Below are 24,931 nucleotides of genomic sequence, written 5' to 3'. Positions count from 1 at the left end.
GTGGAGGTCAATTGAAATGAGCAAAAAAAAATGTTCGAATCCAATGGACATTAAAGGAATTGAGGAATGGATGACACAGTTTTTTACAGATCCATTTACCAGTTTACTAGACGAGCAAACATTTCGTCTTGATTTATTTGAAACTGGGGAAGAGTTTATTGTCGAAGCTGAGCTTGGGGAAGAAATAGAAAAAGAAATGATCAACATAGTTGTAAAGCAGGATTGTCTCCATATCACCGTTTTAGAAACTAATCATGGAAAACATGAACGAAAAAGAAAGGTTGTCCTTCCCTTTCCAATTGAAAAGAAGAAAATAGCTGCCTCCTTCACCAATGGTATTTTAGAAATCAAAATATCAAAAATCTCTCCATCAACTCAAACTTCTTCAAAAATTATCATTCAATGATGAAAACGTAATCGTTTCCATTTGTGAAAAGTTTTTTATCACCACACCCTATTAGGTTTTAGTTTTTCAAATAGTTAAACCGAATTCTGAATAGAAGTGAAAAGACTCTCCAGTTAAAAGGAGAGCCTCTTATCTTATTCGTTCATGTCCCATTTTCCTCAACTTGCCTATCTTTCTGATTTTGGACACTAATTGATATATGTTTAAGATCCGAATTTCCACACTTTATACAAGGTTGCTCCTCTTCATACAATAACATGCATTTTGAGCAATAATATTTCGTCATAAGGAAATTCCCCTTTTTCAATCAATATATGTGAAGAAGGGACATTTGTTTCATTCTTCAATTAAATGTTCATAGCTATTTTGATACACTTTATCTAAGGCATCTATTTTGTAAATAAAAAATTCATGATCTGAATATTCATCAAGGTTATTCACTATTTTATATTCATCTCTTACTTTTTTAGCTTTATCTATAGACGTAAAGATTCCGAGAATATTTGAGCTTTCTCCACATTCAGAACATCCCTGGTCCAAAACGACGTAATACATGTCTATTATCACCTCTGTTTTACTTAATTACATTGGTAGTGTAACAGATACGCTCGTCCCTTGACCAACAATTGAATCAATTTCTATTTTCCCGTGATGATTTTCAATAATTTGAAAGCTTGTCATCAAGCCCAGACCTGTTCCTTTTTCCTTTGTTGAATAATAAGGTTCACCAATATTTTTAAGGCGTTCATTCGAAATTCCTCGTCCATTATCGGTTATTTTCACCTTTAGGAGATCATCGTCAGCAGACATATCAACATAGACTGTTCCTTTTTCTTCCAAAGCATCTAAACCATTTTGAATAATTTGATAAAAGACGTGTTTCAGCTGACTTTTGTCCCCTTTTAAAATTGGATTTACCACCGCATTTTTGTATTTAATCTCTTTATTTTCCAAAATAGCTTGTGTATTTAAAAGAGTGATGACTTGTTTGATTAATTCATCCAAATCTAGTTCTTCGTTTTTTTCTTGCTGAGGTCTAGCCATCGTTAGAAATTCTGAAATAATTTCCTCTACTCGATTCAACTCATCTTGAACAATTTTCATATACTCCTCATTACATTCCTTTGTTTGGGAAAATAATTGGATAAAGCCTTTTATCGATGTTAATGGGTTACGAATTTCATGTGCCACAGCTGCTGCAAGCTGGCCTATCACAGCCAATTTTTCCGATTTTTTCAGCAGCTTGTCTTTTTCTAATCGACTAGTTATATCACGGGAAATAGATAATAAGCCGGTTATTCTGCCTGTACTTTCATCAGCTATTGATTGAATACTTGATTCAACCCATATATATGTATCATTCTTATGTTTAAACCGATAAGTAATAAGAATAGGATGACGATTTTCCAATAGGGATAGATGCTTCTTATGGACATAGGAAATGTCATCAGGATGAATATATTGATACGGTACGTCTCCGATTAATTCATCTGTATCATAACCGAGTATCTGAGTAATTGACGGTGAACAATACATGAATTTTCCATCTGGCAAATACAAATTAATAATATCTGATGAGTTATCCGCCAATAACCTGTATTTCTGTTCACTATCAGTTAAAACTCTTTCCAAATTTTTTTGTTCAGTTATATCGTATATTTGAGCTAAAAAATATTTTTTAGGAGAGTGTGGGTCTTCAATAGCCGTAACGTTTAAGGAGCCCCAAATAATTTCTCCTGACTTATGGAAATACCGTTTTTCCATTTGATAGGAAGGACGTTTTCCAGTAAAAACTTCATGATACAATTGCATATCAAGTTGATGATCTTCAGGATGTGATATCTCCTTTAATGTTAATTCATCCCATTCATCTTTTGAGTATCCAATAAATTGAAAAAATGCATCATTTGCTATATTATTTTTGAAATTATATTCAAAAATCATTTGCGGAATCCTGGATTGAAAAAACACTCTTTCTAAAATTGATGATTTTAATACCATATTGCATCCGACCTTCACTTACTATTCATTGTAAATTCATTTCCACTTAAACTACTATATCAATTTTCTATAAGAATAACCATGAATTTTGTATGTTATCCCAAAATTGGACTTTTCTCCTAAAGTCTATTAAGAAGGCTGATGTGAATGAGGCTTATTACAAATAAAAAAAGTTGACAACCGCTATGGATTATCAACTTTATAAAAACACATTATTTATGAATCAAAACGGAACCACCCAAAATCAAAATGACATCCCGGCAAAAATATAAATGTCACTTTTAGTTTACCTGAGATCTTTTCTAAATCGAAGACTCTTTGTTCAAACTTTTCAGATTTTGTAAATTCGATGATTTGTTTCGTTTCCCCTTCTTCACCAGCAAAAGAAATTTGAATTGTATTTTTATCATGATGGGATCGACCGTAAATGGTCAATTTTGTTGGTCCTTCACCAGTAAAATGCATATCATCAAACTCAAGGGATACATTGTTTCCAATACCTTCTACACTGTTTTCTTTCATCATAAAACTATCGCCATAAATATGATCACATTCAGTTGCCATGATCTTTTCAGTTGCTTTGTTCTTTTTCTCAAATGTAAATCCTTTAATATGCACCTTTTGATTGAGCACAAAGCATATTGATGAAATTCCATGAAGGCGCTTGGATAATTGATATGTTTCCTCTTGATAAACATTCCATTTTGAAGGTTTTTGATAAATAACATCTGCAAGTAATTGACTGCCTTCTTCATCTGGCATGCCTTCCCAAATTTGAAGCGGGTATTGTTCACTTGATAAAGAAAAAATAGGGATTGTTATCGTATCAGAGCCGTAAAAGCCAAAATCGATTTCCCGAAATCCGACCTGTGTTTCTCCATCCCTGCTTGTTGCCACACCTCGCTCGTTCCCATTTGTCACTTCACCTTTACTATAATCATACAGTCCTGCAGAAATAAATTCATAAGGGTCTTTATATGCCTTCCCAAGTCCCTCTGCCTTAAATTCCAATTGAGAAATGAGCCTGATCTTATCACTGCCATTTTTACTTGTACATCGAATCCGAAATTCTCCATCTCCTAAAGCGGTAACTAACGCTTTCTTTCCATTACTTGTAACTTTTGCAATATTTGATTTAATACCAGATTCATTTACAACGCTCCATTCAACATCTTGGTATGTGGCGTTAAGAGGATAAATATTTGCATATACTTCCATTTCATTCAAACTTTCATTAAATAACTGACCGGACTCACTGATTATCTCGATTTTTCGTACAGGTAATTCATCTTTTTTTCCCAAGACAATTGGCATTTCTTGATTTTTTACATTTGCTGTAACACCTTGTAAAGATCTATTTTGAATTGAGATTGACTCAATTTCAATTGATTGAGTATCTAATCCGTTTGAAGAAACTTCGATCATAATCTTTCCTGCTTCTAGTGTCGATGCGATTATGGCCATTAATTTACCACTAAATAATCTCCTGCTAATTCCTTTATACTGATCATAATCTGTACTATCACCATTATCCAATCCAACTAATCTACCGGCACCAGAAACATGTACATCCACACGATTTAATGCATCTTCAACAGGATTACCATGTTCATCATCCAATGTGATTTCTACAAATAGTAGATCTGTCCCGTTTGCTATTACATTTTCCTTATCAGGCTGGAGGGAAATGTACTTTGCATCTCCAAACGACCTTCGTACATCCATAGCAATTTCTTTCCCTGTTTCATCATAGGCAATAGCTTTTAATTCGCCTTCTTCGTAAGGAATCTTCCACCACCCAACAAGGTTCTCACCTTTTTCATGGTCAATATCGTGTGTACCAATCTTAAGTCCATTAAGTTGTAATTCAATTTTCGGTGCATTTGAACAAACACGAACATCAATCAATTGACCTTTATTAAAATTCCAATATGGAAAAATATGTACCATTGGTGCTGTTTTATAATTGGTCCATGCTGATTGATAGATATAATACGAGTCTTTCTTAAAAGTAGCTGTGTCAACCTGACCGAAATACGAGTTTTTGGTATGATATGGTGTAGGTTCTCCTATATAATCGAAACCTGTCCATATAAATTGTCCGAGTGAAAATGGCGTATCCCTTTCTGCCAGAATACAAGCTTCAGCGGACCTGGCCCCCCAACTTGTTGAACTATTTCCAAGGGCCGAACATTGCTCATCATCATCTGCGAGAATTGACTTTTCAAAAGGGAAATGATAGATTCCCCTGCTCTGCACAACGGATGCCGTTTCACTGCCATAAATCATCCAATCAGGATGTTCTTCGTGATGTTTTTGATAGTATTTTTCAGCATAATTATAGCCTGCTACCTTCACGATATCTGCACATTTTTGGGCATTTTCCCAGGGCATATAATTCGATCCAATCGTAATGCTTGCATTTTGCTTCGGATCAAATTCTTTCACATATTGCATTAACAATTTAGTAATTTCCTGACCCCTTTCATCCGCATGAGTATCATAAATCTCATTTCCAATACTCCACATTAGTAAGCTAGGATGATTTCTGTCTCTCATTACCCAGCTTTTCACATCAATATATGCCCATTTCTTAAAGAATCTAGCATAATCATAGGGAGTTTTTGGACGCTCCCACATATCAAAAGCTTCCGTCACCACAAGAAATCCCATTTCATCTGCTAATTCCATTAATTCTTTTGCAGGCATATTGTGGGCTGTACGGATGGCATTAACACCCATTTCTTTTAAAATAACGAGTCTTCTTTTTAAAGCTGTTTTATGAAAAGCAGCTCCTAGTGCTCCTAAATCATGGTGTTCACATACTCCATTTAATTTCAACTTTTTCCCATTAAGATGTAACCCGTTGCTTGGATTTATATTAATTTCTCTAAACCCAATTTTTTGTGTAATTGTTTCAATTTCTTGATAACTACCCTTACTCTTATTCACCAAAAACAACTGCGTTTTTAACTCATAAAGATAGGGATTATCTGTGTCCCAGAGTACTGGATTTTCAACTTCTAAAACTTGTTGGTTAATTGAAGTGGAAGAATCTGAACTTATCTTTTCTTTATTGATGGAAATAACATGATCATCATCAAGAATAACATGGGAAATAACAACATCATGATCATGGTTGATTTCAGTTTCCACCTCTATTTGCCAGCTATGTTCGTTCTTATTAGTAGATATATAGATTCCATTTGTCACAATATGGTTTTTGTCTCTTGTCTTTAACCATACATTTCGATAAATACCGGCTCCAGAGTACCACCGACTGTTTGGACTTTGATGAACTACCTTTACCAAAATTTCATTTTCACCATCACCTAATACATCTGTAATATCATGTTCGAAAGAAGAATACCCATATTTCCATTCACCTACATACTGATTATTTACAAAAAGAGATGAATCCATATACACTCCATCAAAGGCTAATAGAACTTGCTGCTCCTCTTTCTTTAACGTGAATTTTTTCCGGTACCATCCAATACTATTTTCATACAAATTTAAGGTATTATAAATTAACCAATCATGAGGAATATCAATTGATTCAAAGCTTAATGAAGATGGATCATGAGGACTTTCTAGACTGGTTTTTGCAAACTCCCATCCATTATTAAAAAGTGTCTTTTTATTCACATTGTTACCTCACTTTCTTATTATTCGGTACAATTAAAACTGACAAAAATTGCAAATCTTATCATGTTCATAATAGTAAAAAGCTATTTAAAATAATTCGGATATGATCGTTTTAAATATTCCTTATCAATAACCGCTAGCATTAAATGCTCCTGCATCAACTTCTCTGCTTTATTAGGGTTTTTCTCTTTTATTCCTTCAAAAATTTCTTTATGTTGCAAGTAAATGGTATACCAGTTAAAGTCAGTCGCTAACCTGAGCATTCTACTTCGATTAAAGTGAACATTCATTTGTTGAATAACTGTCCATATATTATACTTTTGACACCCCATAAAAATGGTCTTATGATATTCTTCATCCAGCTTAAACATTTTTCGGTAATCCTGCTGTTCAATACAAACCTTTTGCATGCTGAGATTCATTTCTAATGTAATTAGTTTATCTTGAGGAAATGCTTCACAAGCTAATCGAATGACCGCTCTTTCTAAATGCTCCCTCATAAATCTTGCTTCTTCCACTAAATTTAAGTCGATTAAAGAGACAAACGTTCCTCTTTGAGGAAAAACGTTTAATAGCCCCTCTCTTGAAAGTCGTAAAAAACTTTCCCGAACCGGAGTGCGACTTACATTGAATTTTTCAGACATCTCCTTCTCTGAAATACTTGTACCTGGTGAGAGTTGTAAATTTAATATTTGTGATTTTAGTTCTTCATACACTTGATTGCTTGTTGTTGAAGATCTTGGTTTATGGTCTATATACATTTGATACTCTCCAATCAGCTAATGTAACCGTTCTCCATTATCCTATTAAGAATTTTTTTCCTTATAAATATAACGTCCCACGTTTTTTATTCTTTTGTGCTTTGACTTTTTCTAAGCTGTCCCAAATGCCAAGCAGATACATAATACCTAGTGCACGATCATATAAGCCGTATCCCGGTCGAGCTTGCTCTCCCCAAATCATCCTTCCATGATCTGGTCTCACATATCCTTTAAAGTTTGTATCATGCAAAGCTTTAACAATTTCATAAATATCTAGGGATCCGTCAGAGCTTCGATGGGAGCTTTCAGTGAAATCTCCGTTCTCTTCAATTTTTACATTTCGTATATGAGCGAAGGGTATCCTGTTTATGCTTGAAAAATACCGCATGATCGCGGGAATATCATTATCAGGACTTGCACCAAGTGAACCAGAACATAATGTTAAGCCGTTCGAAGGACTATCCACAAGATTCACAATCCTCTTTAAATTCTGAAAATTTGTCACAATTCTTGGTAATCCAAAAATTGACCATGGAGGATCATCAGGATGAATGGCCATCTTTATATCATGTTCCTCAGCCACAGGAATTACTTTCTTTAAAAAGTATTGCAGGTGTTCAAATAAATCTTCTTCTGTAACATCTTTATATAATTCAAATGCTCTTTTAATTTTTTTAATTCTTTCAGGTTCCCAACCTGGTAGGGAAAAGCCATTTGCTGAGTTTTCAACATTTTTTATTAAAACTTCAGGATCTTCACGTTCAATCTTTTCCTTTTCATAAGCAAGTACTGTTGATCCATCAGGTAACACTTTGGCCAGATCAGATCTAATCCAATCAAAGACAGGCATAAAGTTATAACAAATGACTTTTATTCCAGCTTGTGCTAAATGACGAATTGTTTGTTGATAATTTTCTATATAATGATCACGGGATGGTAATCCCAGTTTAATATCTTCATGTACATTTACACTCTCAATAATATCAAGGTTTAAGCCTTTTTCATTTACCTCTTTCTTTAAATCGAGAATTCTATCAAGCGGCCACACCTCTCCAGCGGCTATATCATGCAGTCCCCCAACGATGCCATCCATTCCCGGAATCTGATTTATTTGATCAAGAGTAACACTATCATCTTGACTTCCAAACCAACGAAACGTCATTTTCATTTTTTCTGCCTCCTTGTTTACTTCCTAAAGTAGATTTGTATGTATACTATTCATACTAGTATGGTAGTTTAGTGATTATACGTAAGAACTTTATTATTTAGGATGAATCAAATTTTCATTATTAGATAGAAATGTTGTCTGTATCGCAGGAAAATAGGACTTGAGTTTTTCCGCTAAGTATTCCATCCCGGGTTCTTCGCTGGCAGCATGACCAATCATGATTAAGACCTTTTTCTTACCTTGAACTCCTGCGTCACGTATATATTCCGGTGTTTCCCACTCCTGACCTTCTCCAGTGATAATCAAGTCCACGTTTTCTTTTTCGAATAATGGGATAGCTGTTTCTCCACCTCCTCGAAAACCAACTGTAAGTCCAATCCTAGCGCATTCAAGGCTTAAGTCTCCTACGACTCGAACAAATGGAATAGAAAGCTTTTCTTTCACATACGCAACGATTTCTTCACCTGACATGCGTGGGATAGCCAGAATTGATGATGTTTGATTATGTCTCTCTAAATATCCGTTCCACTCTAATTTCTGGATAAGCCCTTCTGTTATTAGATCAGGCGTGTATTTGTGAACATGGTCATGCAATCTGTAAATAGCGATTCCTGAGTTTTTAATTAGTTTTAGCTTTTGAGCATATACTCCATTATTTTTTAAAACTTCATCGTTTTGAGTATGACTGTAAAATATTCCTTCATGTGTTACTATCATGTTTGCACCTATTTTTTTGGCATGTTCAATAGCAAAATGTGATGCGACGAATGCTACTAGTATGCCACTTACCTCATCATCACCATTTCCAAATAGGAGCGAGTCTACTGTTGATTCAATATTCCCAACAGGAGATTCTAATTGTTTCAAAACATCTGTTACTTTTATTCCCATCATATTCCCCCCACGCTTTTGACATCATTTTATTAACTACACCAGTTGTTGATCTGTATGTTTTGGACTTGTTTTTAGGAAGTTCATTTCAATATCTGAAAGCATTTCCTTTGTATTAAGGGCCAAGAGGTAAAAGACAATGCTTGATACAAAAAGAATTAAAAAGTCAGTTGTAATTGTCGTAATAAATGCTAGGATAAACAGAATCAACATATTTCCTACTGTGTTTTTCACCTTCATAAAACTGTAATAAACAGATAGTTTCCAAATATCTCTCATTCTAAATTTAAAGCGCGAACTAATTGCAACGGCATTTAATATCAACATAGTCCATAAGACGATCAGAACGAAAATCACTATAGATAAAATTTGATTTAATTCTGTTGGTGTTTGGCGAAGATACTGTAAATCAACGATTAAAATAAAGTAAACCAAAAGAATTGGGAACCAGATGGATAATATATCTTTTACATTCTTTTTAAATCCGTAGAAAAAGTCATGCGTTGGAGAAAGCTCTTTCGTTCTCACAAGTTTTTCCATAGAGTAGTATAAAGCTGCTACAGCTGGACCTGTGGGGATTAGAGCTAAAAAGTACAGGAGAATGTTTGAAAATGAAGGTTCTAATGTCATAATAAAAAAAATAAGCAGACCATTAGTTAAGACAAAATAAATGTTTGTTAGCAGAAAAGCATAAACATAGTTAGTAAATGTATATAAAATCCCTTGACCAAATTGATTCTTTTCATCCATTATTATTGTTCACCTGCTTTTTAGTTGTGGTTAACTAAACGTGATATGAGTCACGTTTAGTTAACCTTTTTATTAGATTATTTTTTAGCGTCTTTATACGTTTTATTTGCTAGATCAACGTATTGTTGCAAACCTTGACCCTCTAATTCTTTTACAAATGCATCGAACTCACTTAAGTCACGTTCACCTAAGATAAATTTCAATGTATTTTGATCAGTATAATCTTTTAATGGCGTGCTTAATAATGTTACTTGTTCTCTATCTTCAACTGTGTAAGGTATTGGTGGCTCTGCAGGAACAGTTGTTTTTCTATTTGCCATATCCTCTTGGAACTTGATCTCCTCTTCACTCATCATAGAACGAAGAAGGTCAGTTGTTCCACCATAAGCAAATACGCCTCCTGAGAAACCATAATCGATACGTAAGTCTTTCGTTCCAGCAGGGTTTAAGCCATTATAATTAACCTCTTCAACAAGAGTTCTAGTTCCATCTTCAGCCTTTGTAAATGTCGTACCTTCAACTCCCCATTTAGTAAACTCTTGACCTTCATCACTATAATATAACCAATCAATGAATTGGATGATCGCGTCAAAGTATTCACTTTCTTTAACTTTAGAAGAAATCATTACCCCATTTTCTAATCTTGAACCACCCATAAGATCTCCAGCAGGTCCACCAGGAACAGTTATCTTCGCAATAGAATAATTCCCTTCACCTAACGTTTTATCCATATCAGTTCGATGTTGAACAACCGTTTGTGAGTTTCCATTTATAATAAATGACTTACCTGTAACAAACTTCTGAACAGCCTGATCATCTTCTTGAGTAAAGCTTTCTTTATCCAATAGACCTTCTTTAACTAATTTATTAAAATAGGTTAGCAATTCTTTATACTCATCTGTTGTTGCTGTTGGTACGAATTCATCCTTAGATTCGTCATATGTTAAACCATTTCCAAAACCCCATCCAGCTTTTGTACCAAAGTTAACTGCTGCAATATTTAGAGTACTATTGAAAGTAAATCGATCAGAAAAAGGTGTAACGTCAGGATATAATTCCTTTAATTTTTTCATCGCTGTATATAATTCATCCCATGTTTTCGGAATCGCAATATTATGCTTTTCGAAAATATCTGTTCTCACAATTAATGTATAATCTGGCCAAACAGCTTCATGTAAACCAGGTAAAACGTAAAATTTCCCGTCCTTCTGACGAAGTCCTTTTAATTCATCTTCAAGTTGCCATTTCTCCACTTTTTCCTTAAAGTGAGGCATTTTATCCATGTAATCACTTACAGGCAATGCAGCTCCAGAAGCAACAAACGGTGCTTCTTCACCTGGATACGTTTTTGGAATAATTAACGGTGCATCACCAGAACTAATTAAGAGACTACGTTTCTGTGGATAATCACTTAAAGGTACAATTGTTGGTTTTAATGTTACATTCGTTGTTTCTTTAATATGATCCCATAACAGCCAGTCTTCCTTGTATGGATATGTAGGTTGATCCATGTAGAGAATTGAAAGATCAAATGCTTCACTAGATTTAAAAGTATCACCTACATTGTATGATTCCATCGCTCCTTTTTGATTTACGTTCTTCTCCTCTGAACTCGATGTTTCATTGTTTGAACACCCAGCAACAACAAGTGCTGATAAAGCCAATACACTAAATGTAGACTTTAACCCTTTTAGACCTTTCCCCATTTCTTTTCCTCCCTTTTTTTTGTTTTGGCGATTTAAACAAAAGCGTTTTTATCTACTTAGGCGATAAGACGCTCATTAAAAGAAGGATCATCCATTCTCTTAATGAGAGTCTCATTGCTCCTAAGTAAACAATGAAGCTTTCACGATTTTGTATTTTACTTAACAGATCCGAGCATTACTCCCGACACAAAGTATTTTTGTACAAATGGATAGATTGTTAAGATTGGTAAAATTGTTAAGACCATCGTAACTGATTTAATGTTTGCCGATATTTGAGTTAAATTATCAGCAGAAGAGGCACCGGCAGATGTTGCTCCAGTCACACCTGCTATCATATTTCTCAAATACATCGTAACAGGGAATAACTCTTTTTGATCTAAGTATAAGAATGCTGGAAACCAGGAATTCCAATGTCCTACTGCATAAAACAAAATCATTGTTGCAATAACTGCCTTACTGAGGGGCAGAACAATTTTTAATAAAATTCCATACGTATTTAATCCATCGATTGAAGCCGCTTCCTCTAATTCTTCTGGCATATTTTCAAAGAATGACTTCATAATTAACATGTTATAAACACTGATCGCACCAGGAATGACGATTGCCCAAATAGAGTTACCAAATCCTAAACTATTAATTAATACATAGTTAGGTACTAACCCACCATTAAAAAACATGGTAAATACGGCGAAAAATGTTAAAAACTTTCTCCCTACCAAACGTTTCTTTGATAATGCATAGGCAAAGATTGTTGTAAGAAACATAGAAATCGCTGTTCCTACAACTGTATAAACAACTGTATTTTTATAATTGATCCAAAACATACTATCTTGTGCAATTGTCTTGTATGTGTCTATATTAAATCCTCTAGGGTAAAGAGTAACTTTCCCTGCATTAATATAGGCTTCACTACTAAATGATTGAGCGATTACATTTACAAAAGGGTAAAGTGTACAAAAAACGATGATGATTAAAATTGATACATTGAAAACTTTAAAAATTTTATATTGTTTTGACTCTCTCATTTTATCAACCCCCTACCACAAGCTTCTTTCGGTTAATTTTCTAGAAATTCCATTAGCTGATAATACTAAGACCAAGCCTATAAGTGATTCAAATAACCCAATCGCAGTTGCATAACTAAAATTACTAGATTCCAAACCAACTCGATATAAATATGTTGAGATAACATCTGATGTTTGATAAGTTAATGGGTTATATAAAAGTAAGATTTTTTCAAAGCCTACTGCCATGAAGCTCCCGATATTTAGAATAAGTAAAACAACAATTGTTGGAAGAATTCCTGGTATTGTGATATGAAGAGTTTGTTTCCAGCGATTTGCACCATCTATTTTGGCAGCCTCATACAATGATTCATCTATTGTTGTAAGTGCAGCTAAGTACAAAATTGCTCCCCATCCCATCGTTTGCCATATCTCTGAAGTTACATAAATGGTTCTAAACCATTCTGCTTGTTGAATAAAGTTAATCTTTTCACCCGTGAAAAACTCTACAATCGAATTGATAGTACCATTAACAGCTGTTAATTGAAGAATCATTCCTGCTACAATAACGATTGATAAAAAGTGAGGTAAATACGATGCCGTTTGGACAAACTTCTTGAATTTTTTCGCTTTAATTTCATTAAGCAATAAGGCAAAAATGATCGGCATCGGAAAACAAATAATAAGTGTTAACCCACCAAGCATAAGGGTGTTTTTAAACACATTCCAAAACGTTGGATCATTGATAAACATCTTAAAATAATGTAGGCCTACCCAAGATTCCCCGTATATTTTACCTCCAGGCATAAATCGTCTAAATGCAATGATATTCCCAAACATAGGTCCATATTTAAATATGATTAAGTAAATGATGGGTAGAACTAGCAAAGAGTACAGTTGCCAATCTCTTCGTATGATAGTTCCCACAACAGCTAATTTACTTCTTTTGATAACAATATTTGATTCCCCACTTGTTTCGACTTTAAATTCAGCCACAATAATCCCCCCACTCTTTTCACAAAATAATTAAGATCGAAAACCGCACACTTTGAAGCGCTTACAAAAAATCGAGAGTTTTATATATTTGTGTTTGAAAATAAATGAATATTACTAATACTAGTATGGTAGTAGTGTGATCATTAAATTTACAAACCAAAATTTTTTTATGGGCAATAAAACCAGTTGGAGCAGGTTTTTATGCGATCCCTGTAAATAAACAATATGATATTACTGTCCTGCCCCATCCATTTGGTTATACTAATTTTTTCTACTACTTAAATACTAGATTTGTATTTCTTCTTCATTTGAGATATTGATCGCATTTAGCTGTGCAAGCAAGCATAACTCAGCAGCTTTAAATGTATGCTCTTGAGTCATGGCAATCTCTGTTCCATTTAAGCAGTCTAAAATAAGTGACCCGAAATATGGAAAACCCACTTTTCCATTTACTTTAAAATGTTTTTCACCAACTTCATTGACTAAATATAAGTGACTACCGCTTTTTTCTCTTGCAATATCAACATATTTTCTTAATTCTATATAGCCCTCTGTACCTAAGATGAGTGTTCTTCCATCTCCCCAAGTACTTAGACCGGCAGGAGTTAACCAATCAACCCGGAAATAACCTGTTGCTCCATTATCAGCAATCAAATTAGCATCTCCAAAATCTTCAAGCTCAGGATATTTTGAATGTTTGTAGTTTCCTACTTTACTATGGACCACTTTTGCGTCTTTAGCTCCTGTATAAAATAAAAACTGTTCAATTTGATGACTTCCGATGTCACATAAAATTCCGCCATAATATTCTTTTTTGAAGAACCAATCCGGTCGATGATCTGGATTAGTACGATGTGGACCTGTACCCATCACTTGAACCACATCTCCGATTGCACCTTGCTCAATAAGCTGACCCGCAAAAATAGCACTTTCATTATGAAGACGTTCACTATAATAGACAGCCCATATCATTCCAGTTTCTTTCACTTTATCTTTGGCAGCTTGTAATTGACTTAATGTTGTAAAGGGTGCTTTATCAGTAAAATAGTGCTTACCTGCATTCATGGCTCTCAAGCCTAATTCACATCGTTTAGATGTAATGGCCGCACCGGCAACTAACTGAACTGAAGGGTCCTGAAGAACTTCTTCCTCAGATGCAGCAACCTTCACGTTTGGAAAGATTTCACGAAATCTTTCCACCTTTTTTTTATCAGGATCATATACCCATTTTAGTTCAGCACCAGCCTCTATTAATCCATTGCACATTCCATAAATGTGTCCATGATCAAGTCCAATAGCAGCAAAAGCAAATTCACCTTCTTGAACAACAGGATCATATTTACCTCTTGGCGCATAATTCATGCCATCATGTGTTTGCATAATATCCTCCTTGACTCGCATTATTTACTCGTGTTTGCCACCTGTTTTCTCAATTAATTTCTGGTTCAGTACATGACTTAAATTAATAATTGGATTCTGCTAATGCAACGATTTTACATTTTTCCGAGAAAGTATAATACGCTTTAACATGGGCAGAAGCTATTCCATCGGCACCGATAATGGCAATATTAATCAAGGGACCATTTTCTTTCCGACTAGAAGATTAATAATATCCTAGTAATACTAGTATGGTAGTGTACTCAAAAAATTGTTATGTCATTTCAATGATATTAGTAAATGAGACGACTGTGTTCATCCTGGATACCGGAATGTCTAAAGAAATACGTATTGATTCGATCTCTCCACTCAATTGCGTTTTCTAATTGCATGTTAAATCGATCTAATACATTTTTATACCGATAGGAATCTATGTTATGTTCAAGCTGTTTCCACTTATGAATCATATCCTGAACCTGTTCAACACCTAAGAAGTGTGTATCGTAAATATGTTGAATAACCGTCTTACCCGATTTTAATTGATGACGATAAGGGACATGATGGAAAAATAATAATAAATTATCCGGACATGTTTCAATTGAATCGTAAAGACTGGTGTTTTCAGGATAATATTGTGAAGTATACCCAGTTCCGTCTTTAATCGTTCGATTCACTCCTGTACCAAAGCAATCTGAAAAATGATACGTTCCCCACAATGAGTATTCATACCCTTCAATATTAGGTCCATAGTGATGATCTGGATTAATCATCCAGCCAACCCCAAGCGGTGCTGTATAATTCTCATAAATTTCCCAAGAATGAAGGAGCATTTTTGTAATAGTTGAAACAACTTCTTCATCATGACCAAATGTAATACGAACCCACTCATTCGCAATTTCCTCTGATGTTAATTCGGTATTCCAAATTAAACGGCCATAGCCAAAAAAGTTTGCTTGAGCAAGTGTATTTCCTGTCCAGTTCATATCATTTCCAATATTAGATACAGCTGTAATCCCACTATATGTTAGGCCAAACTGTGATCCGTCTACAATCGATTTGATTGTGGTTCCTTCTCCCTTTGCATACGTGTCAAAGTCCAAAACTTCCTTCCATTGTGGAACAAGAAAGCATAAATCTTTTTGTTGCCCTGTATATTCTTGTGCCACTTGAAATTCAAGGACATGGTTTGTGTTCTGCAAGGCACCAAATAAAGGTGAAACAGGTTCTCTTACTTGGAAATCCATTGGACCATTTTTAACCTGGAGAATAACATTATCCATAAACTCTCCGTCTAATGGTTTAAAATGATCATATGCTGCTCTTGCCCGATCTGTTTTTCGATCACGCCAATCTTGAAGACAGTTGTAAACAAAACATCTCCAGAAAACAAGCCCACCAAATGGCTCAAGTGCTTTAGCCAGCATATTTGCCCCATCTGCATGTGTACGATTATATGTAAAAGGCCCGGGACGGTGTTCTGAATCCGCTTTCACAATAAACCCACCAAAATCAGGTATATGTTGATAAATCTCTTTTGTTTTCTCAACCCACCATTGCTGTACATCTTTATCCAAAGGATCTGCTGTTGGAAGATTACCAATTTCCATTGTACTCGCATAATTAACACTTAAATATGTTGTAATGCCATAACATCTCATAATATCAGCAATTTCTGCAACGCTCGGCAGCATTTTTTTTGTTATAAGATTAGTCTCTACTTTATGCACGTTTACATTATTAATAGATAAACTGTTAATTCCGACTGAAGATAACAATCTAGCATAGTCCTTGATTCTTTTTGTATCATGTGTAAATTCATAGTCTTTATAGAAAATGGAATCTCCAGAATATCCCCGCTCAATACTACCGTCCATATTATCCCAATGATTAATCATTCGAATTTGGTTAGACGGATTTTCTATAATCGCTAATTCGTTAAGGTTTTCTCGCATTTGCATAAGTCTTAAGAGATGAAATGCCCCATATAACACACCTTTATCCTGTTTTCCGATTATCACGATTGTATGATGGTTTTTGTATGTAATCGTTTGGATCATGTAGCTGTCTTCTTGTAAATGATCTAAAACTGTTGTATTAATACCATAATCTTTTAAATGGTTATTTTCATAAGTTGCTAAAACAATTGATGGTTTTTCTATTGGGACTGCATGTACTGAGGGAGGGTGTATCATAGAAGTAATGCCTTGTACCAGCTCTTCTTTAGCTGCCTGAATGATTTGTGAATGATCTAAAAAGATGAGAGTTTCGCAATATGTCTGATAATGTTCTGTTATTGAACTGTCAAGCTTATTATATTGCAGCCAACAATGATACGCTGCTTCTAAAGTTTGTTCTTTGATTTGGATATTAGTGGAATTGTTCAAAGAATTACCCCTTTCCTTTTAATGGAGGATGCCTCTACAGGCAGAGTCATCCTCCTTTTCATGAAAGAATTTAAACCGTTACATTTGCCAATGTTTCAATAATATATTGGTTTACCGTTGCTTTTAAACGCTCTTGTCTTCCTGAAGCATTTTTGATTTCTGTTAATTGTAATGCATACTCTTCTAGCTTACGAAGGTTTGTTTTTCCTTCAACAATCTCTAATCCAATTCCTTTTGTATAGCTGCTATATCTTTCTTCGACAAAGCTATCAAGCACTTTATCTTGAATTAATTTATTCGCAACTTTTGTACCGATTGCAAATGTGTCCATTCCGGCAATATGTGCATGGAAAAGATCTTCCGCTTCAAATGAACCTCTTCTTACTTTTGCATCGAAGTTTAATCCGCCTTTCCCTAAGCCATCATTTTTTAGAATTTCATACATTGCTAATGTAGTAGAATATAAATCTGTTGGGAATTCATCTGTATCCCAACCAAGTAAAGTATCACCTTGGTTTGCATCAACTGATCCCAACATATTGTTTTCACGGGCTACACGTAATTCGTGTTCGAATGTATGACCTGCCAGAGTAGCATGGTTTGCTTCAATATTAAATTTAAAATGGTCTGTAAGATCATATTTTTGCAAGAAAGCTAGCCCAGTCGCAACATCAAAATCATATTGGTGTTTAGTTGGTTCTTTTGGTTTTGGCTCAATAAGGAACGGTGCATCAAAGCCAATTTCTTTTGCATAGTCAACTGCCATATGGAAGAAACGTGCAAGATTATCTAATTCTAATCCCATGTTTGTATTAAGAAGTGTTTCATAACCTTCACGACCACCCCAGAATACATAGTTTTCAGCACCTAGCTCTTTACCAACTTCAAGGGCTTTTTTCACCTTTGCCGCTGAGTAAGCGTAAACATCAGCATTATTAGAAGTAGCAGCACCATGAACATATCGTGGGTTTGTAAACATGTTCGCTGTATTCCAGAGTAACTTCGTTTTGCTTGTTTTCATATATTCTTTAATCATTGCAACAATAACATCTTGATTTTTATTCGTTTCAGCTAATGTTGCTCCTTCTGGTGCAATATCTACATCATGGAAGCAGAAGAATGGTACATTTAGCTTTTCAAAAAATTCAAATGCTGCTTCAACACGAGCTTTTGCTAAATCTAAACCTTGCAGGTGATTCCATGGACGAATAGCTGTTCCTACACCAAACGGATCAGAGCCATCAGCAGTAAATGTATGCCAATATGCTACCGAAAATCGAAGTAGATCCTCCATTTTCTTTCCGTTAATGACTTCCTCAGGGTTATAGTATTTAAAAGATAGTGGATTTGTAGAACCAGGTCCTTCATATTTAATTTGGTTAACGTTTTCAAAATAAGCCATAATATTTATCCTCCTATTAATCAATTAATTCTTTCATACCATTTGTCAGCGCTTTCGGAAATCATTTATATTCTTAATAATTACTTACATACATATAGTAACACTTCCTACTTAGTTTGTCTATTGGCTAAACTAAGTATTTTGTAAATTTTTTTCTTCAAAAAATAAACTAATCCAATCATTGGATTAGTTTATTCTCCCCCACTACATTTTAATAGTCCTGACTGAATAACCTACCAAACCAAGAAAAAAAGCTACAAAGCTGCTTTTTCTTTCTTCTGGCAACTCTTCCTTTAGTACATTTAATATGATCCCACCAGCCAAAAAGGCTGTAAGCAGTGAAATATAAATTTCTTTTAATTCAATAAATACTCCAACCAACCATCCTAAAAGTATCGCAAATGTAAGTAACCATCTTCCAAAACGGTCGTATACTTTCTTATGATCTTTCCTTAGACTGTGGTCATTTGTAACAAAATGGACTGCCAACGCTAAGAAGTAGAAAAACATTCCCCAATGACTATTATATTGCTCTCTAATCAAAAGGTAGCCTATTAAAGCGTTATATACAAAAAAGATGATATATGGATCCAGAATACACCCGTTTTCGGTTTTTGTGTATCACTTTCTTTCTTTGAATTCTTAACCATTTTTTCAAGCCCATAGAAAACGGATAATCCAAATAAGGCGATCAGATATACGTGGTTCTCAATTACGCGGAAAATGCCTTTATCTACTGCTTTCTCCAATACTTTTTGATGTTTATTTAATTCGGGTAATAAATGAATAAAAACTTAAGAAACTGCAATACCACCAGCAATAGAGAGAAATCTACTCCTAGGTGTATCTTTGATAAACTTCATCGATTTAGAAAAGAAATGAATGAATGTAAATCCAATTACAAAAACAAAACTCATAATAATTTCCATTTAAACCCCACCTAGTTTTAGTTATGTTACTTAATTAACCTAAATCGTTGTAACAAAACAAAAAACTAGGAGATTTTACCCTAAATCGATAAATTCAACCTATGAACTTGACTGCTGACCAAAAAATGCTCAAAAAAAAGTTGGTCAAACTTATGAAACGTTTGACCAACCATGAATGTGCTATATCAATTTTAAACTTAATTAAAATTTTGCTTGATAGTTTTCAATTTCCCAAGAATGAACTGCAGTACGATAGCTATCCCATTCTGATTTTTTAGCTGCTACATACTCTCCGTATACGTGCTCACCAAGAGTTCGGCGACCGATTTCTCCGTTTTGGAATTCAGCGACAGCTTTTTCAAGGCTTCCTGGAAGATTTTCAATTCCAAGCTCTTCGCGACGCTCTTCTGTCATGTGGAAGATATCCTCATTAATAGAAGCTGGTGCTTTTAAGCCTTTTTCAATTCCATCAAGGCCTGCAGATGCAATAATTGCAAATGTTAGGTATGGATTTGCTGATGGATCTGGACAACGAAGCTCAACGCGAGTTGCCATACCTTTTTTAGCCGGGATACGAATTAACGCTGAACGGTTTGATGCAGACCAAGCAATATAGCAAGGTGCTTCATATCCAGGTACTAAACGCTTATAAGAGTTTACTAGTGGATTTGTTACAGCAACAATGTTTTTTGCATTATCTACTAAACCAGCGATAAATGAATAAGCTTCTTCTGATAATTGTAGCTCATCTGCTTCATTATAGAATGCATTTTCTCCATCTTTGAAGAATGACATATTTACGTGCATACCAGAACCGTTGATTCCGAAAACCGGTTTTGGCATAAATGTAGCATGTAAACCGAATTTTTGTGCAATTGTTTTTACAACCCATTTATAAGTAGTAGATAAGTCTGCTGCACCTAAAGCATCAGCGTATTTAAAGTTAATTTCGTGTTGACCTTCAGCAACTTCATGGTGAGAAGCTTCGATTGTGAAGCCCATTGCTTTTAATGCGCGATAAATTTCTAAACGTACACGCTCACCTAAGTCTTTTGGTGATGGCTCAAAATAACCGCCGTTATCATCTAATTGTTGAGTTGGATTTCCATCCGCATCAGTTTTGAATAAGAAGAACTCTAATTCTGGACCTACAGAAATTGTGTAGCCTTTATCAGCTGCACGTTCAACAGTCTTTTTTAATACGTTACGAGTATCTCCTTCAAAAAGAGTACCATCTGGATTTACTGCTGAGCAAAGGAAACGAGCTTCAGAGTATCCTTCTTCAACTGACCATGGTAAAACTGCGAATGTTGAAAGATCTGGTTGCAAGTAAAGATCTGATTTGTTAATTGGAGAGAAACCTTTTACAGATGAACCGTCAAACATTTGCTTTCCTGCAACAACATCTTCTAATTGTTCTACCGTTACTGTTACATTCTTAAGAATACCCTCTATATCTACAAATTGTAGATGGATAAGCTCTACACTTTTAGAGCTGATGATTTCTTTAATTTGTGCAAGAATTTCCGTATCATTTTTACCTTTTGAAATAACCGCTTCACTCATGTTAGATAACCTCTCATTTCTACGTCGTTTTTTATAACATGAGTTTATTATATTTAAAGATTGTAAATTTGACAAGTGTTTTTCTATTAAATTTTCTGTATTTTTATAATATTTTTGTAGAAACCGTTTACATCACTTATTGTTGTGTATAGATTGCTAAACTTATACATTATTAATAAAAACCCATAATAAAATCAACTCTCGAACTAATATTTATACAAATATATTTATATCCTTACAACCCTCACTGGTGATTACAGTCATAATTAACTATGTACTTGAATAAGTATTCTTCGCTTTACAGCAAAAAAGAACCTTCATATACAAGGTTCTTTCTACTGCTATCCATTAATCATCATTATCGTTATCATTTTCAAATTCCACAATTTCTTTTGTTTCTGCATCAATTGTTATTTCTGCTTCACCAGTTGAAGTTCTGAATTCCATATCATACACATATCTGCCGTCATCTTCGTCAAGTTCAATTTCATTAAGTTCTCCATTAATTTTTGTTTTTGCTATTTCGATGGCTTCTTTTTCTGTAATCAATGACTTACTTGAAAGTTTATTTGCATTAATGTTATCATCATCATCGTTATCGTCATCAATTTTTTCTTCTACTTTACTAATTTCGGCTGTCGTTGCATTAACGTAAAGATCATAATCCTTTTGATCTTTGTCAATTTCCACTTCATAAACAGGCTGACCTAATCGATTTTCCAGTTCTACACTTTCAACAACACCATCAACCTTCTTTAACGCTGCTTCTTTCGCTTTATCGATTCCAATTGTTTCATTGTTTTCTTGTGCATAGCTATGGTTTATCGCTACTGCACCTCCCAATACGACTGCCGCTGCTAATGAGAATGTAATTATTTTCTTCATTTCTTTTTCCTCCTTGGTTTTGTTTTGTTCTTACATATCTAACTTTAACCAACATTCATGAGAGGAAAAGGAAAGGAAGATTAAAATTTGATGAGAAAACTCTAAGATTTTTTATGAATCGTCTTCATCTTCTTGTTCTTCCCAGCTTACCGAAATCGCCTCTTTTTTATAGGCATCAACTTTAATTGTAGCTTCCCGATCATCATCGGCTTCAATTTCAATTAAATAGTAGGGCGTTTGACCTTCACGTTCAATGAAGTCGACATCATCCACTTCACCATTAACTGCTTCAACGGCTAAATTAATTGCTTCTGTCTCTGATAAAAGTCGTTGAGAGGTTTTCGTTGAGTTTGTCACCTTACCCGTATATGGATCAATGGATAATGTATGTTCTTCATTTTCCCTTTGTACGATTGCCTGGTAATAAGATGAAGAATCAGCTTGGATGAGTTCAATTGATTTGATCGTGCCTTGTGTTCTTATTTTAGCTTTCACTTCTTCTTCAGTTAAAAGCTTTTTTTGATCTTCTGCAGGTATTTTATCCGTATTTTTTGTTTGTTGTGTTATGGAAACAATATCCCCGCTCATTGCATGAATAATAATCAAATATATTCCAGTCTCAGCTTTTAAGACAAAATGATACTCATTATCTTTTTTGGTTGTATCAATAATTTCACCTGTATATTTGTCTAACGCCTTATCTTTCGCCTCTTCTTCCGTTAATGCCTGAGCCTCTGATGTAGGACCCCATAACTGGATAGCAGAGAAAAGAATGACACCGACAATCGCAAAACTGCCAATAAGAAAAAACCATCTTTTTTTATTCATTTTTCACCCCCGTTAATTATTACGTTAAGTATAGGATAGAAACATGAGAATTCGCTGAGAATTATATCTCTAGACACAGTAAATTATTTATTTTCTATAAGCTTAGTTTGACAGTTGTCCCAATACCTTCGACACTTTCTACAAGAATATGAATATTTAGAGCTTCTGCAATTTCCTTTGCCATTGAAAGTCCTAATCCACTTCCTCCTTGCTTGCGGGTTCGCGCTTTGTCAACACGATAAAACCTATCAAAGATTTTAGGTAAATCATTTTGGGGAATTCCAATTCCTCTGTCCGTTATTCTAATGCATGGACGCCCTTTGTTTTCTTCTATATAAATAGAAATTTCCTCTTCACTATACTTTTTTGCGTTGTCCAGGAAAATAAATAGTAATTGCTTTAACTTTTGAGGATCTGTTAAGGCATAGATCGCACCAACTGACTCAAATTCAACTGTTCTTTGGTATGCATTCTGAAAAATTTTTGCCGATTCTTTTACTAGCTCTGTTATATTGGTATCTTTTTTATCAATATTCCATTTTTCATCATGTTTAGCCAATAGAAGAAGTTGTTCAATCATGTCTCTCATTCTAACAGCTTCAGAATGAATGGCCTCAATAGACTCATCAATTACTTCAGGTCTCTGCTTGCCTCTTCTTTTCACTAAATCTGCATAACTCTCGATAATAGTTAAAGGTGTTTTTAATTCATGGGATGCATTTGCTACAAACTCCTCCTGTTTTTTGAAGTTTGTTTGCAGAAGATCAATCATTTTATTGAAGGTATTCCCCATCTCGACTAGTTCATCTTTAGACTTTTCCTCGAGGTGTATTTTTTTGAATTGTCCACTTTCCTGAATATCCCTCATTGTCTCTGTCATTGTTTTAATTGGTCGGGTGATCAAATTACTTAATATATTAGTTGATAATAGGATCGGGATAACGGCAATAATGGTTACTGCAACTAAAACAATTTTGAGGACTGAGAGAATCTCATCAGTTGTACCAATACTCTTTGTTACTTGCAGGCTTACAATACTACCATCTGTCCAAATTATTGGACTTACGGAAAAGGCATAGCTTTTATTCTCATACTTGATGACCTCACTTTTTTCTCCTGTATAATATGTTTTCTGTATTTTACTTAGAGTTTTTTCAGAAATTGATGTATTATCAGGTGCAACTGATAATCCTCCTGAAGATAATACTCGAATCATCCCATCAACGGGTACGTACGCCTGCAACAGTTGGTTAGGATCTACTTGTTTTATTCCTTCACTAACCTCATTTGCAATCTTCTCAGTTTCAGCACTAATTTGCTCCAACTCTTTTTCAATCATCATGTTATTAAACACCATAAATATTGATGAGTTCATCAATAAGATAAGCAATATAAATAAAAATGCAGTATATAAATTAATTTTATTTCTCAGCTTCATTTTGCTTCCTTTAATACGTAGCCAACACCACGTACTGTATGTATAAATGGATAATCAAATGGAAAGTCGATTTTCTTGCGTATATAGCGGATATACACATCAACAACATTTGTATCACCAAAATAATCGTATCCCCATACTGCTTCGAGAATTTGCTCACGGTTAAGAACTTGCCTCTTATTCCTTAGAAGAAATAGAAGCAAATCAAATTCCTTAGGTGTTAACTCAATCTCATGTTCACCTCTTAGTACTTCACGTGTTTTTTCATTCACCCTTAATTCACCGGCAATTAGCCAGTCATCAAGATCCGTTTGTTCACTTTGTTGAGGTGGCCTGGAGCTCATCCGCAACACAGCACGTATTCTTGCAAGTAGTTCCTCCATTTGAAAGGGCTTTGTTATATAATCATTTGCTCCTAAATCTAAACCTGAGACTTTATCTTCAACAGAGCCTTTCGCTGTTAGCAAAATTACAGGTGTATATGCATCTTTCACTCGAATTCGGCGAAGCAGCTCAATTCCACTCAAACCAGGGAGCATGACATCTAATAAAATAAGATCAAAAGTCCCTTTTCGATAAGCTTCCAATGCAGTAACTCCGTCTATCGCTTTTACAATTTCATAGCCTTCATAGCCAAGCTCCAGTTCAAGTAATCTTAAAATTTTCTCTTCATCTTCAACAATTAAAATAGATTCTTTGTTCATTAGAACCTCCCTCAAGATCTTCATTTATTTTTCTGTCTTATTTCCCTTTTCATCATATCAAATAGCTGAAGTTGATTTCTATTTTTG

General features: G+C 34.6%; 21 protein-coding genes. 1 reads left to right on the top strand and 20 read right to left on the bottom strand.

Features of this window, described 5'->3' with window-relative positions:
• Nucleotides 1–16: 16 nt before the first annotated feature.
• Entirely contained in the window at nucleotides 17–406 is a 390-nt protein-coding gene (locus tag HWV59_RS12520; RefSeq protein ID WP_175639006.1) for an Hsp20/alpha crystallin family protein, read from the top strand.
• Between the two features lie 336 nt (nucleotides 407–742).
• On the opposite strand, the gene HWV59_RS12515 is transcribed toward HWV59_RS12520, so the two are convergent.
• The 20 genes from HWV59_RS12515 to HWV59_RS12425 all read right to left on the bottom strand — a co-directional run bounded on the left by HWV59_RS12515 (nucleotide 743) and on the right by HWV59_RS12425 (nucleotide 24,844).
• The gene (locus HWV59_RS12515; protein WP_102229869.1) at nucleotides 743–961 is read right to left on the bottom strand and encodes a hypothetical protein; all 219 of its coding nucleotides are present in this window, start codon (nucleotides 959–961) and stop codon (nucleotides 743–745) included.
• 27 nt (nucleotides 962–988) lie between these two features.
• Nucleotides 989–2,407, bottom strand: coding sequence for a PAS domain S-box protein (locus HWV59_RS12510; RefSeq protein WP_175639005.1), 1,419 nt, complete (start codon nucleotides 2,405–2,407; stop codon nucleotides 989–991).
• Nucleotides 2,408–2,623: 216 nt separating this feature from the next.
• A complete protein-coding gene (locus HWV59_RS12505; protein WP_175639004.1) occupies nucleotides 2,624–6,055 on the bottom strand; it encodes a glycoside hydrolase family 2 TIM barrel-domain containing protein in 3,432 nt (1,143 codons plus the stop codon).
• Nucleotides 6,056–6,138: 83 nt separating this feature from the next.
• Nucleotides 6,139–6,816, bottom strand: a complete 678-nt coding sequence (locus tag HWV59_RS12500) for a GntR family transcriptional regulator (protein WP_175639003.1) — start codon at nucleotides 6,814–6,816, stop codon at nucleotides 6,139–6,141.
• Between the two features lie 61 nt (nucleotides 6,817–6,877).
• On the bottom strand, nucleotides 6,878–7,984 hold the full coding sequence (gene uxuA, locus HWV59_RS12495; protein ID WP_175639002.1) for a mannonate dehydratase: 1,107 nt from the start codon (nucleotides 7,982–7,984) through the stop codon (nucleotides 6,878–6,880).
• Between the two features lie 93 nt (nucleotides 7,985–8,077).
• A complete protein-coding gene (locus HWV59_RS12490; RefSeq protein ID WP_175639001.1) occupies nucleotides 8,078–8,875 on the bottom strand; it encodes a Nif3-like dinuclear metal center hexameric protein in 798 nt (265 codons plus the stop codon).
• A gap of 36 nt (nucleotides 8,876–8,911) precedes the next feature.
• A complete protein-coding gene (locus HWV59_RS12485) occupies nucleotides 8,912–9,625 on the bottom strand; it encodes a YesL family protein (RefSeq protein WP_102229864.1) in 714 nt (237 codons plus the stop codon).
• Nucleotides 9,626–9,702: 77 nt separating this feature from the next.
• Nucleotides 9,703–11,331: an ABC transporter substrate-binding protein gene (locus tag HWV59_RS12480; RefSeq protein WP_102229863.1), complete on the bottom strand. Its 1,629-nt coding sequence runs from the start codon at nucleotides 11,329–11,331 to the stop codon at nucleotides 9,703–9,705.
• Between the two features lie 155 nt (nucleotides 11,332–11,486).
• Nucleotides 11,487–12,356, bottom strand: a complete 870-nt coding sequence (locus HWV59_RS12475) for a carbohydrate ABC transporter permease (protein ID WP_102229862.1) — start codon at nucleotides 12,354–12,356, stop codon at nucleotides 11,487–11,489.
• A 12-nt stretch (nucleotides 12,357–12,368) separates the two neighbouring features.
• The gene (locus HWV59_RS12470; protein WP_235991827.1) at nucleotides 12,369–13,292 is read right to left on the bottom strand and encodes an ABC transporter permease; all 924 of its coding nucleotides are present in this window, start codon (nucleotides 13,290–13,292) and stop codon (nucleotides 12,369–12,371) included.
• Nucleotides 13,293–13,616: 324 nt separating this feature from the next.
• A complete protein-coding gene (locus tag HWV59_RS12465) occupies nucleotides 13,617–14,711 on the bottom strand; it encodes a Gfo/Idh/MocA family protein (RefSeq protein ID WP_175639000.1) in 1,095 nt (364 codons plus the stop codon).
• 290 nt (nucleotides 14,712–15,001) lie between these two features.
• Nucleotides 15,002–17,092: an alpha-glucuronidase family glycosyl hydrolase gene (locus tag HWV59_RS12460; RefSeq protein WP_175638999.1), complete on the bottom strand. Its 2,091-nt coding sequence runs from the start codon at nucleotides 17,090–17,092 to the stop codon at nucleotides 15,002–15,004.
• 70 nt (nucleotides 17,093–17,162) lie between these two features.
• Nucleotides 17,163–18,494: a xylose isomerase gene (gene xylA, locus HWV59_RS12455; protein WP_102229859.1), complete on the bottom strand. Its 1,332-nt coding sequence runs from the start codon at nucleotides 18,492–18,494 to the stop codon at nucleotides 17,163–17,165.
• Between the two features lie 204 nt (nucleotides 18,495–18,698).
• Nucleotides 18,699–19,037, bottom strand: a complete 339-nt coding sequence (locus HWV59_RS27400) for a hypothetical protein (protein WP_328824250.1) — start codon at nucleotides 19,035–19,037, stop codon at nucleotides 18,699–18,701.
• Between the two features lie 251 nt (nucleotides 19,038–19,288).
• A complete protein-coding gene (locus HWV59_RS27395) occupies nucleotides 19,289–19,423 on the bottom strand; it encodes a hypothetical protein (RefSeq protein WP_321197519.1) in 135 nt (44 codons plus the stop codon).
• A gap of 201 nt (nucleotides 19,424–19,624) precedes the next feature.
• Entirely contained in the window at nucleotides 19,625–20,989 is a 1,365-nt protein-coding gene (gene glnA / locus HWV59_RS12445) for a type I glutamate--ammonia ligase (RefSeq protein ID WP_102229858.1), read from the bottom strand.
• A gap of 348 nt (nucleotides 20,990–21,337) precedes the next feature.
• Nucleotides 21,338–21,874 (bottom strand): PepSY domain-containing protein, encoded by a 537-nt coding sequence (locus tag HWV59_RS12440; protein WP_175638998.1) that lies wholly within the window; start codon nucleotides 21,872–21,874, stop codon nucleotides 21,338–21,340.
• A gap of 111 nt (nucleotides 21,875–21,985) precedes the next feature.
• Entirely contained in the window at nucleotides 21,986–22,702 is a 717-nt protein-coding gene (locus tag HWV59_RS12435; RefSeq protein WP_102229856.1) for a PepSY domain-containing protein, read from the bottom strand.
• A gap of 94 nt (nucleotides 22,703–22,796) precedes the next feature.
• On the bottom strand, nucleotides 22,797–24,044 hold the full coding sequence (locus HWV59_RS12430; RefSeq protein ID WP_328824249.1) for a sensor histidine kinase: 1,248 nt from the start codon (nucleotides 24,042–24,044) through the stop codon (nucleotides 22,797–22,799).
• 92 nt (nucleotides 24,045–24,136) lie between these two features.
• Nucleotides 24,137–24,844: a response regulator transcription factor gene (locus tag HWV59_RS12425; protein ID WP_175638996.1), complete on the bottom strand. Its 708-nt coding sequence runs from the start codon at nucleotides 24,842–24,844 to the stop codon at nucleotides 24,137–24,139.
• Nucleotides 24,845–24,931: the final 87 nt, after the last annotated feature.

It is taken from the genome of Metabacillus schmidteae (assembly GCF_903166545.1).
GTDB lineage: Bacteria > Bacillota > Bacilli > Bacillales > Bacillaceae > Metabacillus > Metabacillus schmidteae.
Note: the sequence above shows the minus strand (reverse complement) of the source record. Positions and strands in the feature narration are given on the sequence as shown.

Coding starts and splice junctions, on each gene's coding strand:
- HWV59_RS12520 (WP_175639006.1), top strand. CDS start 17: ATGAGCAAAAAAAAATGTTCGAATCCAATGGACATTAAAGGAATTGAG.
- HWV59_RS12515 (WP_102229869.1), bottom strand. CDS start 961: ATGTATTACGTCGTTTTGGACCAGGGATGTTCTGAATGTGGAGAAAGC.
- HWV59_RS12510 (WP_175639005.1), bottom strand. CDS start 2,407: ATGGTATTAAAATCATCAATTTTAGAAAGAGTGTTTTTTCAATCCAGG.
- HWV59_RS12500 (WP_175639003.1), bottom strand. CDS start 6,816: ATGTATATAGACCATAAACCAAGATCTTCAACAACAAGCAATCAAGTG.
- uxuA (WP_175639002.1), bottom strand. CDS start 7,984: ATGAAAATGACGTTTCGTTGGTTTGGAAGTCAAGATGATAGTGTTACT.
- HWV59_RS12490 (WP_175639001.1), bottom strand. CDS start 8,875: ATGGGAATAAAAGTAACAGATGTTTTGAAACAATTAGAATCTCCTGTT.
- HWV59_RS12485 (WP_102229864.1), bottom strand. CDS start 9,625: ATGGATGAAAAGAATCAATTTGGTCAAGGGATTTTATATACATTTACT.
- HWV59_RS12480 (WP_102229863.1), bottom strand. CDS start 11,331: ATGGGGAAAGGTCTAAAAGGGTTAAAGTCTACATTTAGTGTATTGGCT.
- HWV59_RS12475 (WP_102229862.1), bottom strand. CDS start 12,356: ATGAGAGAGTCAAAACAATATAAAATTTTTAAAGTTTTCAATGTATCA.
- HWV59_RS12465 (WP_175639000.1), bottom strand. CDS start 14,711: ATGCAAACACATGATGGCATGAATTATGCGCCAAGAGGTAAATATGAT.
- xylA (WP_102229859.1), bottom strand. CDS start 18,494: ATGGCTTATTTTGAAAACGTTAACCAAATTAAATATGAAGGACCTGGT.
- HWV59_RS27395 (WP_321197519.1), bottom strand. CDS start 19,423: ATGGAAATTATTATGAGTTTTGTTTTTGTAATTGGATTTACATTCATT.
- glnA (WP_102229858.1), bottom strand. CDS start 20,989: ATGAGTGAAGCGGTTATTTCAAAAGGTAAAAATGATACGGAAATTCTT.
- HWV59_RS12440 (WP_175638998.1), bottom strand. CDS start 21,874: ATGAAGAAAATAATTACATTCTCATTAGCAGCGGCAGTCGTATTGGGA.
- HWV59_RS12435 (WP_102229856.1), bottom strand. CDS start 22,702: ATGAATAAAAAAAGATGGTTTTTTCTTATTGGCAGTTTTGCGATTGTC.
- HWV59_RS12430 (WP_328824249.1), bottom strand. CDS start 24,044: ATGATGATTGAAAAAGAGTTGGAGCAAATTAGTGCTGAAACTGAGAAG.
- HWV59_RS12425 (WP_175638996.1), bottom strand. CDS start 24,844: ATGAACAAAGAATCTATTTTAATTGTTGAAGATGAAGAGAAAATTTTA.